Below are 14,926 nucleotides of genomic sequence, written 5' to 3'. Positions count from 1 at the left end.
TTTGTTTTTAGAAAACCACTGCTGAAATAGCTCAACAGTGGTTGAAATAATTAATTGAGCTGGTTTTGTTTTAGCGATTTTTTATGCTCAAAGTAGCTGATTGAAAAAATAACCAAGCCAACCAAATACAACACACCAGATAACAACAGTAAGTCTAAGCCTGCTGCATAGAGCAACCAAAGTGCATAGATTGAAGCGACACTTGCAATGGCAATATGCGGCGTGCGTTTGTGGCGAATCGATTCTTTAAGATAAAACGCCGATACCAGAAAATAAGGCAGTAAAATCATCACCGATGAAATCAGTAAAAGCTGAGTGTAGTTTTTATTGAAAAAATACACGGCAATCAGAGAACCTTGCACCACAATAGTAGTGAGCCAAAGTGATGAAATCGGCACATTATTTTGGTTATTCTTTAAAAATAGTTTCGGGAATGCGCCATTTTTTGCAGCTAGATATGGAATTTCGGTCGCAAATAACGTCCAGCTTAAATAAGACGAAGAAACTGAAATAATAAGCCCAATGGTAATAATGATGGTACCCGGCAAACCGATGAGTTGCTGCAAAATGGTCGCCATAGAGGGGTTATGCATGCCAGCAAGGGCTTCACGGCTCACCACACCATAAGCCAATACTGTAACCATGACGTAAAAACTTAATGCCAGTAACACACCTAAAATGGTCGCTTTGCCAATGTCATGACGGTTTTTGGCACGTGATGATAAAACCACCGCACCTTCAATACCGGTAAATACCCAAAGGGTAATGAGCATTAGATCTTTTACTTGCTGCCAAAGGGGAACTTTTAAAGAGAAGTCATTTAAGTTGAGTTTGAACAAATCAAACTTAAAGGCAATAAAGGTAAAGAAGATAAAGACCACCATTGGAATAATTTTGGCAATGGTCGCCAGTAAATTCACAATGGCTGCTTCCTTAATACCTCGGCTTACTAACCAATGTACCAGCCATACAAAAATGCTTGAGCCAATCAGAGAGTAGAGTGTATTACCTTCACCAAAAATAACGTGGTCTTTGCTGTCGGTAAACATGCCAACACCTGAAAAGGCAATCACTACATAACCGACAATACCAATGGTGGTACACAACCAATAGCCCCACGCCGAGCAAAACCCGATGAGGTCTCCAAAGCCTTCGCGTGCATAGTTATAAATACCACCGTCTAGGTCTGGTCGTTGACGGGTTAAATGCAACAATGAGAGAGCCAAGAAAATAATGCCGACTCCGGTAATGAGCCATGCAACAAGAAGGGCAGAGCCGTTGGCAACTTGAGCCATATTTTGGGGAAGGCTAAATACGCCTGACCCCACCATAGAGCTAAATACCAGCGCTGTAAGAGACAATAATCCGATTTTGGCAGCAGACATGGTATTTATTCTTTAAAAAATTGAGAAAGTTCGGCAATGTGTTCTGGTCCAATACCGCAGCAACCGCCCACTAAACTTGCACCTGCTTGCTGCCATTGTTTGGCAAAAGCAAGATAAGCAGGCGCATCTAAGTCTTTACGAATTTCATCTAAGCCATCGTTGGCAGTAGCACTTTCGTCCTGTGGTGGAAAAGCGTTGGCATAAGCACCAATTTGTACAGACTCAGGAATAAGCCCTTTAATTTCATTAATCGCTTGTAAGATCACTTCAGGTTGGCAGCAGTTAAACAATACTGCTTTAGCATTTGACTGCTTTATAAAGTCAGCCACTTGTTGCATGTTTTCGCCAGAACGAAGTAACGCTTGTTCTTGTTTAATTTCATCTTGCAGCGTAAATGACACCCAATAGTCTTTATCATCTTGTGGCAATAACGCGTGTACTGTTTCAACTTCTTTTAAGCAAGATTGAGTTTCAGCGAGCCAGAAATCTACCTCTGGTGCCAATGTGTTAATGATTGGCTCAGCAAGGTTTTTAGCCTGTTCTGGCTGGAACAAGTCGGCGCGGTAAGAACCAAATAACGGTGGTAGGCAGCCTGCGATTTTGACATTTTTGCCGCTTTCTTTAACTGCATTTTTTGCTTGTTCGATGGCAACTTTAATTAAACGTACGCCGTCAGTTTCAAAGCGTTCTTGCCCAATATGAAATGGCACAACTGCATAGTTATTGGTGGTAATGACTTCTGCACCAGCGTTGATAAAGTCAAGGTGGACTTCTTTTACTGTTTCAGGTGCTTCAATAAGTGCAAGAGCAGACCACTCAGGTTGACGAAATGGAGCGCCACGGCGGGCCAATTCACGGCCTAAACCGCCATCTAAAATTTTCATAAATATAACGTAAAGGGAGAAAAATAATTCAGCTAATCTAGCGTGTAGATGAATGCTATTCAATCGCGAATATGCTCGTTATATTTCTAAATAAATTAGATTGTTATGAATATTTTTTCTTAAAAGGAATTCTGTAAATGCTGTTCAGTTTTACTGATGAACTTCATGTGAAAATGAAAATAGATTTTCATGAAGTATACAGACTAAAAATAGTCTTATAGCGCACCGTATTGCTGCCAGCTTTCACCACTATGCTGTGTTTTATAATAGGCTTGAAGTTGTTCGAGCTGCGTAAAATGTACGCCTGACCACACTAATAAACTAATGAATATGAGTACTTTAGATAAACTGCGAACTTTACTTAGGCGAGTAAAAGCCAACACAACAAAAAATAAGGCAGGTAAAAATATAAAGAACTGAATAGGGGAGAAAAATAGATGAGCCGTGCTGAAATATAACGCGACTGCGCTCATGAGCACATTTAAAACAGCACATAGTTTTTGATATTTACCGAGCTTAAATGCATAAGCCGTTATGGCAAGTAACACGGCTGAGCTGACATAAATAGCTGTACCGCCAATCATCCACATATAAAACCCGCTTAACAAAAGATAAGCCAGTAGCAAAACAAGTACGAGCTTAAAACAAAACGTTAAGAGGCGAGGTGATGAGTTTAAAGGCGTCATAGCTAGTCTAAATATCTCAACAGAAGTCTAAAAAAACAAAAGGACGAATCGAAATTCATCCTTTTGATATTTTACTTATACATCATCAAACTTAGTTTGCTTTTGCAACAGGGGCAGCAGCAGTTTCATCGTTTGCAGCTTTGAACGGAGATGTATAGTTCAAGCCAAGCGTAGAACTTGTGTACTGACGAACTTTGTCGAGTAGCACAGGGTCTTTGCTTAAGTCTTGTTTATAAGAAACCACAATTTCATGAAGCTTCTGGTTCCACTTACCTTCTGTTTGCTCTGGGAAAGCTTTTTCAAGCAAGTTAAGCATGATGTATGGAGAAGTTGAAGCACCCGGAGATGCACCTAACAATGCAGTTACAGCACCATCTTTAGAGGCAAAGATTTCTGTACCGAATTGAAGTGTTGCAGGTTTACCCGGTTCTTTTTTGATGATCTGAACACGTTGACCACCTTGGCTTAAGCGCCAGTCTTCAGCTTTCGCATCTGGGTAGTATTTACGAAGTTCGTTTAGGCGGTCCTTGTCTGACATCATTACTTGGCTCACCAAGTATTTAACAAGATCAAGGTTTTCTAAACCAACAGTCGTCATTGGTAAAACGTTGTTTTTGTTGGTTGATGCAAGCAAGTCAAGCTGAGAACCATTTTTCAGGAACTTGTTTGAATACGTTGCAAATGGGCCAAACAAAACATATTTTTTACCGTCGATATAACGTGTATCAATATGTGGTACAGACATTGGAGGCGCACCAAGTTCAGCACGGCCATATACTTTCGCAGTGTGCTGAGAAGTAATTGCAGGGTTGTCAGTAATTAAGAACTCACCACCTACAGGGAAGCCAGCATATTGTTTCGCTTCTGGTAAACCAGTAAGTTGCAATAATTTAACTGCTGCACCGCCTGCACCGATAAACACAAAACGTGTTTTAACGTGGTCTGTTTTACCAGTTTTCAAATCTTTGAAAGACACAGTCCAAGTTTTGTCATCATTTTGGCTGATGCCAGTCACTTCAGTTGAAGTCTGCAATTTGAAGTTTGGATTTTGGCTTAAGTGTTTCACTAACTGATTCGTGATTGAACCGTAGTTTACATCTGAACCAACTTCCATACGCGTCGCTGCAACTTTTTGAGTTGGATCACGATCGTTCATCACTAAAGGTGCCCATTGTTTAATTACAGCTGCGTCTTCAGTAAATTTCATACCTTTGAAAAGCGGGCTTTGAATCATGGCAGCATAACGTTTTTCTAAGAACTGAACGTTATCGCCCCAAACAAAAGCAATGTGTGGAACTGGGTTAATGAATGTTTTCGGTTCAGCTAAAACACCTTGTTTTACCTGATATGACCAGAACTGTTTAGCGACTTCAAACTGAGAAGCAACTTTTTCAGCTTTGGCAATTTCCATCTTACCGTTTTTCTCTTCGGTATAGTTCATTTCCATAAAGCCAGAGTGGCCTGTTCCGGCATTGTTAAAGCCGTTTGAACTTTCTTGAGCAACTTGGTCAAGACGTTCATACATACGAATTTGCCAATTCGGTTCAAGCTCAGTGAAATAAGTACCGAGAGTGGCACTCATGATGCCGCCGCCAACAAGAACGGCATCAACAACTGGCTCATCTTTTGCAGTTTGTACCTGTTTTGACGCAATTGGTCTAAACAAGAAAACAATACCTGCAATTAAAATAAGAATGATTAATACCAGAAGGTATTTCAAAAACTTTTTCATGCAAGGGGAACCTTAAAATAAGTTATTTGAGTCACTTAAGGTGTGAGGAAACCTAGACAGCGTATCCAGACAAAACGGATATAAATGCGAAAATAAAATTCTCCAAAACAGAGAACTTTGAAAAAAGAAAAATTACTTGGGATTATCGCAAACACTCTATATTTTAGACTAATTTTGCATTGACAAGACAATTTTTATAATAAATGGGTTCTATTAAAATCATAAATATGATTTATATTTGATCAAATTAGGCTTTTATAAGATTGTTTTTAGATTTTATTTTAATTTAAATAATTGAAATTTAATAAATAAAATAATATTGATTAAACTTGAATCACTTAATAGTAATTTGCCTATAAAAATAAATTAATTTTTATTTCATACCCGATTTATGTAAATGTTCACCTTATAGTCGCTTATTTTTTGTCATACATAGTTCTTATTAATGCTTGTGGGGTATGGATTAAATTTAGGGCATATTCCTGTATAAGAAATATGCCCTAAATAGTTTTATGAAGCTACATAAAAAGGTGCAGTTGAACGTGGTAATGCTTCACGTCCACGAATTTGGTCTGCAATTTTCTCAGCTATCATAATGGTGGTTGCATTTAAGTTACCGGTAATAATGAGCGGCATAATTGAGGCATCAACCACACGCAAACCATTCATACCGTGTACGCGGCCTTGACCATCTACAACAGCCATTTCGTCTTCACCCATCTTACAGCTACAAGACGGGTGGTAAGCTGTTTCTGCATGGTTGCGAACAAAGTCATCAAGCTCTGCATCTGTCTGCAAATGTTTGCCCGGACTAATTTCATCACCACGATATGGATCAAGCGCAGGTTGCTGCATGATTTCACGCGTAATACGGATTGCATCACGGAACTCACGCCAGTCTTGTTCAGTCGACATGTAGTTAAACAAGATACTTGGGTGCGCAAATGGGTCTTTCGATTTAAGTTTGATACGACCGCGTGAAGGCGAACGCATTGAACCCACGTGTGCTTGGAAGCCATGTTCTTTTACAGCATTACTACCGTTGTAGTTAATAGCTACTGGTAAGAAATGGTATTGAATGTTTGGCCACTTAAACTCATCCGAACTACGGATAAATCCACCCGCTTCAAACTGGTTGCTTGCACCAATACCTGTACCATTGAATAACCACTCGGCACCAATGGCAGGTTGGTTATACCATTTTAAAGCCGGGTATAAAGAAACGGGTTGCTTACATTTATACTGTAAGTACATTTCCAAGTGATCTTGCAAGTTTTCACCCACACCCGGCAAATCATGAACCACATCAATGTCCATTGATTTTAAGAAGGTACTTTGACCTACACCTGAGCGCTGTAAAATTTGCGGTGACGCAATTGCGCCTGCACAAAGTAATACTTCGCGTTTAACCAATGCGCGTTGCAGGTTGTTTTGGTCGGCACCAATAATGTATTCAACACCAATCGCTTGCTTTTGATTAAACAAGATTTTGTTGGTCGTTGCATGAGTCAAAATAGTCAGGTTTGGACGGCCTTTCGCCATATCCAAATAACCACGTGCGGTACTTGAACGACGGCCTTTAGGCGTAACCGTACGGTCCATTGGACCAAAACCTTCTTGTTGGTAACCGTTTAAGTCGTCAGTACGTGGGTAACCTGCCTGTACACCTGCTTCAACCATAGCATGGAACAGCACGTTGTTGCCATTTTTTGGTGTAGCCACTGATACAGGACCGCTATCACCATGATAGTCATTGCCACCAATGTCACGAGTTTCGGCTTTTTTGTAGTAAGGCAAACAATCGGCATAAGTCCAGTTTTCAAGGCCTTTATGGGTCGCCCATTGTTCTAAATCCATTGCGTTACCGCGGATATAGCACATACCATTAATTAAAGATGAGCCACCTAAGCCTTTACCACGACCACATTCCATACGACGGTTATTCATATGTGGCTCTGGGTCAGTTAAATAAGCCCAGTTATAGCGACGACCTTGAAGAGGGTAGGCCAAAGCTGCCGGCATTTGTGTACGGAAATCCAAGCGATAATCTGGTCCACCTGCTTCTAGCAGTAAAACGGTGGTATCTTTGTCTTCAGTAAGACGCGCAGCGAGTACATTTCCGGCAGATCCTGCGCCAATAATAATGTAATCATATTCTTTAATATTCATAACTATCCTTTTTTTACTAACAGTTTGCCTGAGCAATCTATAAAGACTGCTCGGCATATGTGATTTAGGTTGAAGGTTTTAGTGCGATTGAGGCATTAAAAAATGCTTTGATAATCGCCAAGTTCAACTTGAATAGATTTGATACGGGTATAGTGCCCAAGCGTGGTTAAGCCATTTTCGCGGCCCACACCAGATTGCTTGTAGCCACCGACTGGCATTTCGGCAGGTGATTCGCCCCAGGTGTTAATCCAGCAAATACCAGCTTCAATTTGGTGAATAATGCGATGAGCGCGGCTAATATCTTGAGTAACCACACCGGCAGCTAAACCAAAGGTCGTGTCGTTGGCACGCTGAATCACTTCTTCTTCGGTTTCATAGCTTAAGATGCTCATAACCGGTCCAAAAATTTCTTCTTGAACAATCGCCATTTGGTCAGTGCAGTCGCTAAATACCGTTGGTAGTACATAAGCGCCTTTGGCAAGTTCGCCCTCAGTTGCGCGGCCACCACCGATTAACACTTTAGCGCCTTGTTGTTTGCCTGACTCAATGAAAGACAACACTTTTTCCATATGAGGGAAGCTCGTGAGCGGACCGAAGTTTGTGTCTTCAGCCATTGGGTCGCCAATGCGAATACGTTTTACGCGCTCTACAACGGCTTTTTCAAAATCGGCTAAACGTGATTTTGGAACAAATACACGGGTACCGTTGGTACATACTTGACCTGAGCTAAAGAAGTTCGCCATAACCGCAATATCTGCTGCACGGTTAAGGTCAGCATCTTCACAAATAATGAGTGGTGACTTACCACCAAGCTCCATAGTCACTTCTTTAAGGGTAGAGCCAGCAGCGCTTGCCATCACTTTTTTGCCAGTTTCTACGCCACCCGTGAATGAGATTTTTTCAATCACAGGATGTTCAGTGAGCCATTGACCAATTTCACGACCAGCACCTTGTACTACGTTAAATACGCCGTCTGGTAAGCCAGCTTCTGTATAGATTTCTGCAAGTTTTAATGCAGTAAGTGGCGTTGTTTCGCTTGGCTTGAAAATCATGGCATTGCCAGCAGCAAGGGCAGGGGCAGATTTCCATAAAGCGATTTGGATTGGATAGTTCCAGGCACCAATACCTGCAACCACGCCTAAAGGTTCACGGCGTGTATAAAAGAAACTTGATTCGCGAAGTGGGACTTGTTCGCCCTGAATAGCTGTTGCAAGTCCGGCGTAGTATTCGAGTACATCTGCACCAGTCACAATATCGACGGTAGATGTTTCGCTATAGGCTTTACCGGTGTCGAGTGTTTCAAGACGGGCAAGCTCATCATTACGTTCACGGAGAATATCGACAGCGCGACGTAAAATACGTGAACGCTCCATAGCGGTCATGGCTGCCCAGATTTTTTGTCCTTGTTGGGCACTTTTTACAGCAGCTTCAATGTCTTGTTCAGATGCCTGTTGAAGAGTCGCGATTGTCTCGCCGTTGGCAGGGTTAATACTATTAAATGTTTTACCACTGGTTGCTTCAACGTAGCGTCCATGGATATACAGTTGATAAACTTGTACATCACTCATTTTGTCTCTCCTGCAAAGGCTTGTTCGCAAATTGCAATTGCGTTTTTACATAATCGTAAGCAATGGAACGGGCCAGCTCGCTATCAAATTCATTGTGACGGCTTAAACTGCCACGTAGCCATAATCCATCAATCAATGCTGCCAGACCTCTTGCGGCAACACTGGCCTGTTGTTCATCCATTAACTTGAGAAAATAAAACTTCAAGTTGGAATACAGGCGTTGATCATTAATCTTTTGCAAACGGCTCAGGTCCGGTACATGCATACTTGCAGACCAAAAGTCTAACCAGACCCGCATTGCTTTTTCATTTACCTGACTAATGTCAAAGTTAGAGTCAATAATTGCCTTAATCTGGCTTTCCGGATGCGAATCTGCTTCTGCTCTGTATTGTTCGGTTTTCCGACGCAAAACATTGAGCATTTCTTGCATACAGGTATTTATTAACCCTTGTTTGTCGCCAAAATAATGGCTGACAATACCGGTCGACAACTCGGCTTTTTTTGCAATTTGTGCAATGGTGGTATTGGATAACCCCACTTCATAAATTACGTCGAGTGCAGCGTTCATAATCTCTTCACGGCGCACATGCTCTGGTTTTACTCTGCGTTTTGTCATGATTTTCCACATCAGCACTTTTAGGGGTGCTTTAAATTCAGCATGTTAACTTGCAGAGCATCATAGCACTTTTTTTATCATACTTGTTATTGATTGAACGTTCAATCAATAACAAGTATGATGTGTAAAAATCAATGAATTTTTGAATCTGACTTCGGGGAAGAAGAGGTAGAATCAGAAGTTCTTACGGATAGGATGATGCGCATAAGTCCAGTACTTATCACGTTATTTTGGAAAAAATACACCGATTGCAAGGAGCAATAAGATGGTGTTGAAAAGTGATGGATATTCTTCAGACCATATTCGGTTAAATCGTTTTGTATTTTGGAGTTCGGCAGTCAGTATCGGCATTTTTGGCCTATTATTTGTACTGTTTCCAGAAAAAAGTCAGTTTTGGCTGACCTATGTGCAAGAGCAGGTAAACCACTTTTTTGGGTGGTATTACATGTTGGTCATTGTGCTGTGTTTAGGCTTTGTGGCTTGGCTTGCCTTCTCAAAAGTAGGGCAAATTCCTTTAGGAAAAGACTACGACAAACCTGAGTTTGGCTATTTGGCTTGGACCTCTATGTTGTTTTCAGCAGGTATTGGTATCGCGCTACTTTATTATGGTGTTGCTGAACCTGTTGACCATTTTCTAAGACCACCAGAAGGTGAGGCAGGTACTGTTCAGGCCGCCCGTAATGCTATGACCTATAGCTTTTTGCACTGGGGGATTCATGGCTGGGTACTTTATGCCTTGCTAGGTGTGACATTAGGTTATTTTGCCTTTAGACAAGATTTACCCCTCGCACTACGCTCGGCGCTCTATCCAATTTTTGGAGAGCGAGTACATGGTCTAGTTGGCGATTTTGTTGATGGCTTTGGTATTTTAGCAACTGTCATTTCATTAGTGACCAACTTAGGTATTGGTGCTTTGGTGTTAGTTTCAGGTATTTGTTATTTAATTCCTGAAATACCGCATAGCTCTGCAACTTTAATCACTGCAGTTTTAATCATGATGTTTGTGGCGACAGTCACTACAGTGATCGGGATTGAAAAAGGCTTAGCATGGTTATCGCGTATTAATTTACGTTTACTCTATGCTTTGCTTTTATTTGTATTTTTAACCGGACCGACTAACCATTTGTTAAATGGTCTTGTACAAAATACGGGCGATTACCTTAATAATTTTATGGGTAAAAGTTTTGATATGTATTTATACAATCAAAAAGCCAGTGGCTGGTTGGGTTCATGGACTGTGTTTTATTGGGCATGGTGGATTGCTTGGGCGCCTTTTGTAGGAATGTTTATTGCCCGCATTTCCAAAGGCCGAACTATTCGAGAAGTGGTTTTAGGTGTATGCCTCATTCCATTAGGTTTCACCTTGGCTTGGATCTCGATTTTTGGAAATACTGCAATTCATTTTATTCTTAACCAGAAACAGAAAGTTTTAGGTGATATGGTTTTAAGTGACCCTGCGTTGTCATTATTCAAATTACTCGAATATCTCCCGTTTAATCCTTATATTGCCGGGATTGTTGTTGTAATTTGTTTCGTTTTATTTTTGACACCGGTTGGGTCTGGTACACTAATGATCGCCAATTTGTCCTCGAAAGGGGGCACCAGTGATAGTGATTCACCGATCTGGTTACGCATCTTTTGGTCCGTGGTCATTACCATTGTAAGTATCGGCTTATTATTAGCAGGTAGTTTTAACTCCATGCAAAGTGCAGTGGTGTTATGTGGTTTACCATTTTCTGTGATTATTTTGCTTTATATGTTTGGCCTAGCCAAAGCCCTAAAGCAAGATGATTTTGACCCGAATGTTGCGAAAAAGCAGTTAGCTATTTCAAAAGACATTTCTATTCCATCGAATTGTGACCAGAACAAAGTGACCGAGGTTTTATAACCTTGGTTCATCACATTTATTTATATTTTTTGCGTTCAAAGCAGTCTTTTCATTATTGTTAAATAGTGAAAAGACTAAATTGAATATTTTATTTTTCTTCTATTCCTTGAGGATTGTATGGCAACAGATAATCCAAGAGCAGTTGATGATTTAACATTATCTAAATCTAAAAAAGACCCGCTTAACCGTGTGGTTTTTTATATTTCAGCTCTAATCATTTTAATCTTTTCTCTCGTTACTTTTTTATTTAACGATTTCGCAAATCGAACCATTAATACCGTTCTTGCGTGGGTAACGTCAACCTTTGGCTGGTACTATTTACTGGCTGCAACGCTGTATATGGTGTTTGTCATTTTCATTGCCTGCTCACGGTATGGTGAGATTAAACTTGGCCCTAAACACTCAAAGCCTGAGTTTAGTTTACTGAGTTGGTCTGCCATGCTGTTTTCGGCAGGTATTGGTATCGATTTAATGTTCTTCTCGGTGGCTGAGCCATTATCTCATTATATGCAGCCACCTGTTGGCGTAGGCCAGACCTATGAAGCGGCACGCCAAAGTATGGTGTGGACGCTGTTTCACTATGGTTTGACCGGATGGTGTATGTATGCCTTGATTGGTATGGCACTTGGTTATTTCAGTTATCGCTATAACTTACCGCTTACCATTCGTTCTGCACTTTACCCAATTTTTGGGAACAGAATTAATGGGGCAATTGGCCATAGTGTAGATACTGCCGCCGTCATCGGGACAATTTTTGGTATTGCGACCACCTGTGGGATTGGCGTGGTACAGCTGAATTATGGTTTACATGTTTTATTAGGACTGCCAGAGAATATCTGGATGCAGTTTGCACTGATTGCCATTGCGGTCGGTATTAGTATTATTTCAGTGACATCGGGGGTGAATAAAGGCCTTCGGATTTTATCTGAAATCAACATTTATGTATCGATTGGTCTTTTACTGTTTATTTTGTTCTTGGGCAATACCGAGTTTTTACTCAATGCGCTGGTACAAAATATTGGTGATTATTTAACTCGCTTCCCAACCTTGGCTCTTCAAAGTTTTGCTTTTGAGCAACCTAAAGATTGGATGAGCAGTTGGACTTTGTTCTTCTGGGCATGGTGGATTGCTTGGTCGCCATTTGTAGGGCTGTTTTTGGCCCGCATTTCTAGAGGCCGTACCATTCGTGAGTTTGTGTGCGGGACTTTAATTATTCCTCTGTTATTTACCTTAACGTGGTTATCCATTTTTGGTAATAGCGCATTGCACAGCGTTATTTTTGAAGGCAACCAGACTTTGGCTGCAACGGTATTATCTAATCCGGCACATGGTTTTTATGACCTGTTAGCGCAGTACCCGGGCTTTACCTTTATTGCTTCAGTCGCAACAGTAACAGGTCTTTTGTTCTATGTGACTTCTGCCGATTCGGGGGCATTGGTTTTAGGTAACTTCACGACCAAGCTTACTCATATTGATAATGATGCGCCGCGTTGGTTAAGTGTGTTTTGGGCAATTGCCATTGGCTTATTAACGCTTGCTATGCTGATGACCAACGGGATTACCGCTTTGCAAAATGCAACCATCATTATGGGACTGCCGTTTAGTTTCGTGATGTTCTTAGTGATGGCTGGTCTTTATAAGTCGCTCAGGCTTGAAGACTATAGGCATGCCAGCCGCAGTATGAACGCAGCACCTGTGGTGGGTAACGTCGATATCCTCAATTGGAAACAGCGTTTGACTCGGGTTATGCATCATCCGGGAACCTCTGAAACCAGACGTATGCTCGATACCGTTTGCAAACCTGCTGTTCAGGCCGTAGCTGACGAACTCATTAAGCAAGGTATGAACGTAGATGTGCAGCAAACCCCACTTGAAGATGAAGAGGCACTATATCACCTCGATATCACCATTCATTTGGAAGAAGAGCAAAACTTCGTGTATCAGATTTGGCCTGTCCGTTATAGCGCGCCTAACTTTAGTCAGCGTGTAAAACGAGGCAAACAGTTCTATTACCGTCTCGAAACTTATCTTTATGAAGGTTCTCAAGACAACGACCTTGTTGGTTACAGTAAAGAACAGGTCATTAATGATATTTTAGATAAATATGAACGACATATGACGTTCTTGCATATTAATCGTATTAGCCCTGGGAACCGTCCATTATTCCCAGATCCGCAAGCTTAAGGGGAATATGCATGGTCTCACCATATCTGCATTCTTTTGCTTTATTTTTCTCTTTGCTCAATCCTTTTTTAATGAGCATTTATATGATTGGCCTGATCCGCCATTCAGAAACCAAGGTGTTTAACAAAGCCTTAATTCAGGGGAGCTTGATTGCTTATATCGTCTTTATGCTGTTTGCATGGGGCGGTGAAGCAATCTTTAGTAAATACCTGAATGTACGCTTTGAGGCTTTCCAGATTTTTGGTGGCCTTATCTTTTTGGTGATTGGCTATCGCTACGTGTTTCAGGGGGCCGACACCATTGGTGAAATGCGCGGTGCTCCTGAGCATTTAGCTGGAACCATCGCGATGCCTTTTATGATCGGGCCGGGTACCATTAGTGCGGCTGTGGTGACAGGTATTGAAATGTCGATTGGTGCTGCGGCACTTGTGATCGGATTTACCATGTTTTTAACATGCAGTATTTTGATTTTGATGAAATTTTCACATGATCATTTACGCTACAAACATGCAAAATACATCGATCGCTATTTTGATATAGTCGGGCGTTTATCTGCTTTATTAATCGGTACGATTGCTGTTGATATGATTATTAATGGTATTACCGGACTGATCCATAAAGTATAGTCAGGCTCATATAAAACGATGCTATGTCATTTAAAATGGAACAAAATGGCATAGCATCTTTTGATTACTTTTGGCTGCTTCTCAAATTTTTATTTAAGAAAAACTAAAAAATAATTAAAAATAATAGTTTAAAAAATATTCGTTCAAAAAAAGAATTAACAATATTAAAAAATACGATGCTATGTTGTGGATTTAAGCATGTTTTTTTTGTGAATTATCAACCATAATGTTTTCTGAGCTTGTTTGAGACAGAGTTGAGTCATGCCTACATTAGATGAAATGACAACCGTAACTGATGATCAGTCAGAATTAACCATGTCAGTTTTAATGACGCCGGATATGGCAAATTTTTCAGGTAATGTTCATGGTGGAACAATTCTAAAGCTGCTAGACCAAGTGGCCTATGCTTGTGCAAGTCGTTATTCAGGCAGCTACGTCGTAACGTTGTCTGTAGATAAAGTGAATTTTAAAGAACCGATTTATGTGGGCGAACTCGTTACATTTTTAGCGAGTGTGAACCATGTGGGTCGTACTTCAATGGAAGTGGGTATTCGTGTAGAAGCACAGAATATTCAAAAGCGTACCGTGCGCCACACCAATAGCTGTTATTTCACGATGGTATCGGTTGATGAGAATGGTAAACCTCGTGAAGTGCCTCAATTAAAACTCGATACAGAGTGGAAACGCTGTCGATTTGAAGCGGCAGAACACCGCAAGGTATTACGCCTACAAGAAAATCATAATCCTTCTTGTAGCATGTATAAAAAAACTTCTTAAAAAGAAAAACGACTAAAATAAAAAAGATCGAACCGCAGCATGGTTCGATCTTTTTTTTTATTCACTGAAATTCAACTTCCTGTTTCGTTTCAGCAAAATTATCTCTGAGCTTGGAGGAGAGTACAGAGATAATTATTGAGCAGCAGGAGCAGCTTCAGAAGCAGAACCTACCGCTTCAGATGCAGCATTTGCAGTGTTTGCTTGTTCTTGAGTTGAAACTACAACTTTATCTTCTGCTGGAGCATGAACTTTATCATGTTTAGAAGCAGCAAAAGTTGAAGCAGCAGTTAAAGCTAGGGTAGTAGCGAGTAAAGTTTTAGCTAATTTCATTTTATGGCATCCTTAAATTCATTAAAAAATAAATCAAACCTAATCGTTCAACCTAACGGAGATAAAACATGTATGGCTGAA

At 40.7% G+C, this 14,926-nt stretch carries 12 protein-coding genes; 4 read left to right on the top strand and 8 right to left on the bottom strand.

Going from position 1 to position 14,926, the window contains the following annotated elements; translation table 11 throughout:
• Positions 1–50: 50 nt before the first annotated feature.
• The 7 genes from MKL35_RS19065 to betI all read right to left on the bottom strand — a co-directional run bounded on the left by MKL35_RS19065 (position 51) and on the right by betI (position 9,040).
• Complete coding sequence (locus tag MKL35_RS19065; RefSeq protein WP_001271336.1) at positions 51–1,385, bottom strand: basic amino acid/polyamine antiporter; 1,335 nt, start codon at positions 1,383–1,385, stop codon at positions 51–53.
• A gap of 5 nt (positions 1,386–1,390) precedes the next feature.
• The gene (locus MKL35_RS19060) at positions 1,391–2,269 is read right to left on the bottom strand and encodes a homocysteine S-methyltransferase family protein (RefSeq protein WP_032010821.1); all 879 of its coding nucleotides are present in this window, start codon (positions 2,267–2,269) and stop codon (positions 1,391–1,393) included.
• A 215-nt stretch (positions 2,270–2,484) separates the two neighbouring features.
• Positions 2,485–2,955 carry a hypothetical protein gene (locus tag MKL35_RS19055; protein ID WP_032010818.1) on the bottom strand — a complete coding sequence of 157 codons (471 nt, stop codon included), beginning with the start codon at positions 2,953–2,955 and terminating at the stop codon, positions 2,485–2,487.
• 91 nt (positions 2,956–3,046) lie between these two features.
• On the bottom strand, positions 3,047–4,687 hold the full coding sequence (mqo, locus tag MKL35_RS19050; protein ID WP_270914431.1) for a malate dehydrogenase (quinone): 1,641 nt from the start codon (positions 4,685–4,687) through the stop codon (positions 3,047–3,049).
• A gap of 510 nt (positions 4,688–5,197) precedes the next feature.
• Positions 5,198–6,856: a choline dehydrogenase gene (betA, locus tag MKL35_RS19045; RefSeq protein ID WP_004888295.1), complete on the bottom strand. Its 1,659-nt coding sequence runs from the start codon at positions 6,854–6,856 to the stop codon at positions 5,198–5,200.
• A gap of 95 nt (positions 6,857–6,951) precedes the next feature.
• Positions 6,952–8,424: a betaine-aldehyde dehydrogenase gene (gene betB / locus MKL35_RS19040; RefSeq protein ID WP_002054363.1), complete on the bottom strand. Its 1,473-nt coding sequence runs from the start codon at positions 8,422–8,424 to the stop codon at positions 6,952–6,954.
• Positions 8,417–9,040: a transcriptional regulator BetI gene (gene betI / locus MKL35_RS19035; RefSeq protein WP_000166965.1), complete on the bottom strand. Its 624-nt coding sequence runs from the start codon at positions 9,038–9,040 to the stop codon at positions 8,417–8,419. Before betI ends, betB begins: the two co-directional genes overlap by 8 nt.
• A gap of 265 nt (positions 9,041–9,305) precedes the next feature.
• On the opposite strand from betI, the gene MKL35_RS19030 reads away from it, so the two are divergent.
• From MKL35_RS19030 to MKL35_RS19015, 4 genes are all read left to right on the top strand, one after another.
• Positions 9,306–10,928 (top strand): BCCT family transporter, encoded by a 1,623-nt coding sequence (locus MKL35_RS19030; RefSeq protein ID WP_032010816.1) that lies wholly within the window; start codon positions 9,306–9,308, stop codon positions 10,926–10,928.
• Between the two features lie 117 nt (positions 10,929–11,045).
• A complete protein-coding gene (locus MKL35_RS19025; protein WP_002054451.1) occupies positions 11,046–13,112 on the top strand; it encodes a choline transporter in 2,067 nt (688 codons plus the stop codon).
• 11 nt (positions 13,113–13,123) lie between these two features.
• Positions 13,124–13,738, top strand: coding sequence for a MarC family protein (locus MKL35_RS19020; protein ID WP_002054351.1), 615 nt, complete (start codon positions 13,124–13,126; stop codon positions 13,736–13,738).
• A gap of 261 nt (positions 13,739–13,999) precedes the next feature.
• Positions 14,000–14,515, top strand: coding sequence for an acyl-CoA thioesterase (locus MKL35_RS19015; protein WP_002054353.1), 516 nt, complete (start codon positions 14,000–14,002; stop codon positions 14,513–14,515).
• A gap of 132 nt (positions 14,516–14,647) precedes the next feature.
• On the opposite strand, the gene MKL35_RS19010 is transcribed toward MKL35_RS19015, so the two are convergent.
• A complete protein-coding gene (locus MKL35_RS19010; RefSeq protein WP_002054416.1) occupies positions 14,648–14,845 on the bottom strand; it encodes a hypothetical protein in 198 nt (65 codons plus the stop codon).
• Between the last annotated feature and the right edge of the window lie 81 nt (positions 14,846–14,926).

Source organism: Acinetobacter sp. AOR41_HL (assembly GCF_027854645.1).
GTDB classification, from domain to species: Bacteria; Pseudomonadota; Gammaproteobacteria; order Pseudomonadales; family Moraxellaceae; genus Acinetobacter; species Acinetobacter nosocomialis.
This window is presented reverse-complemented; position numbering and strand designations above follow the sequence as displayed.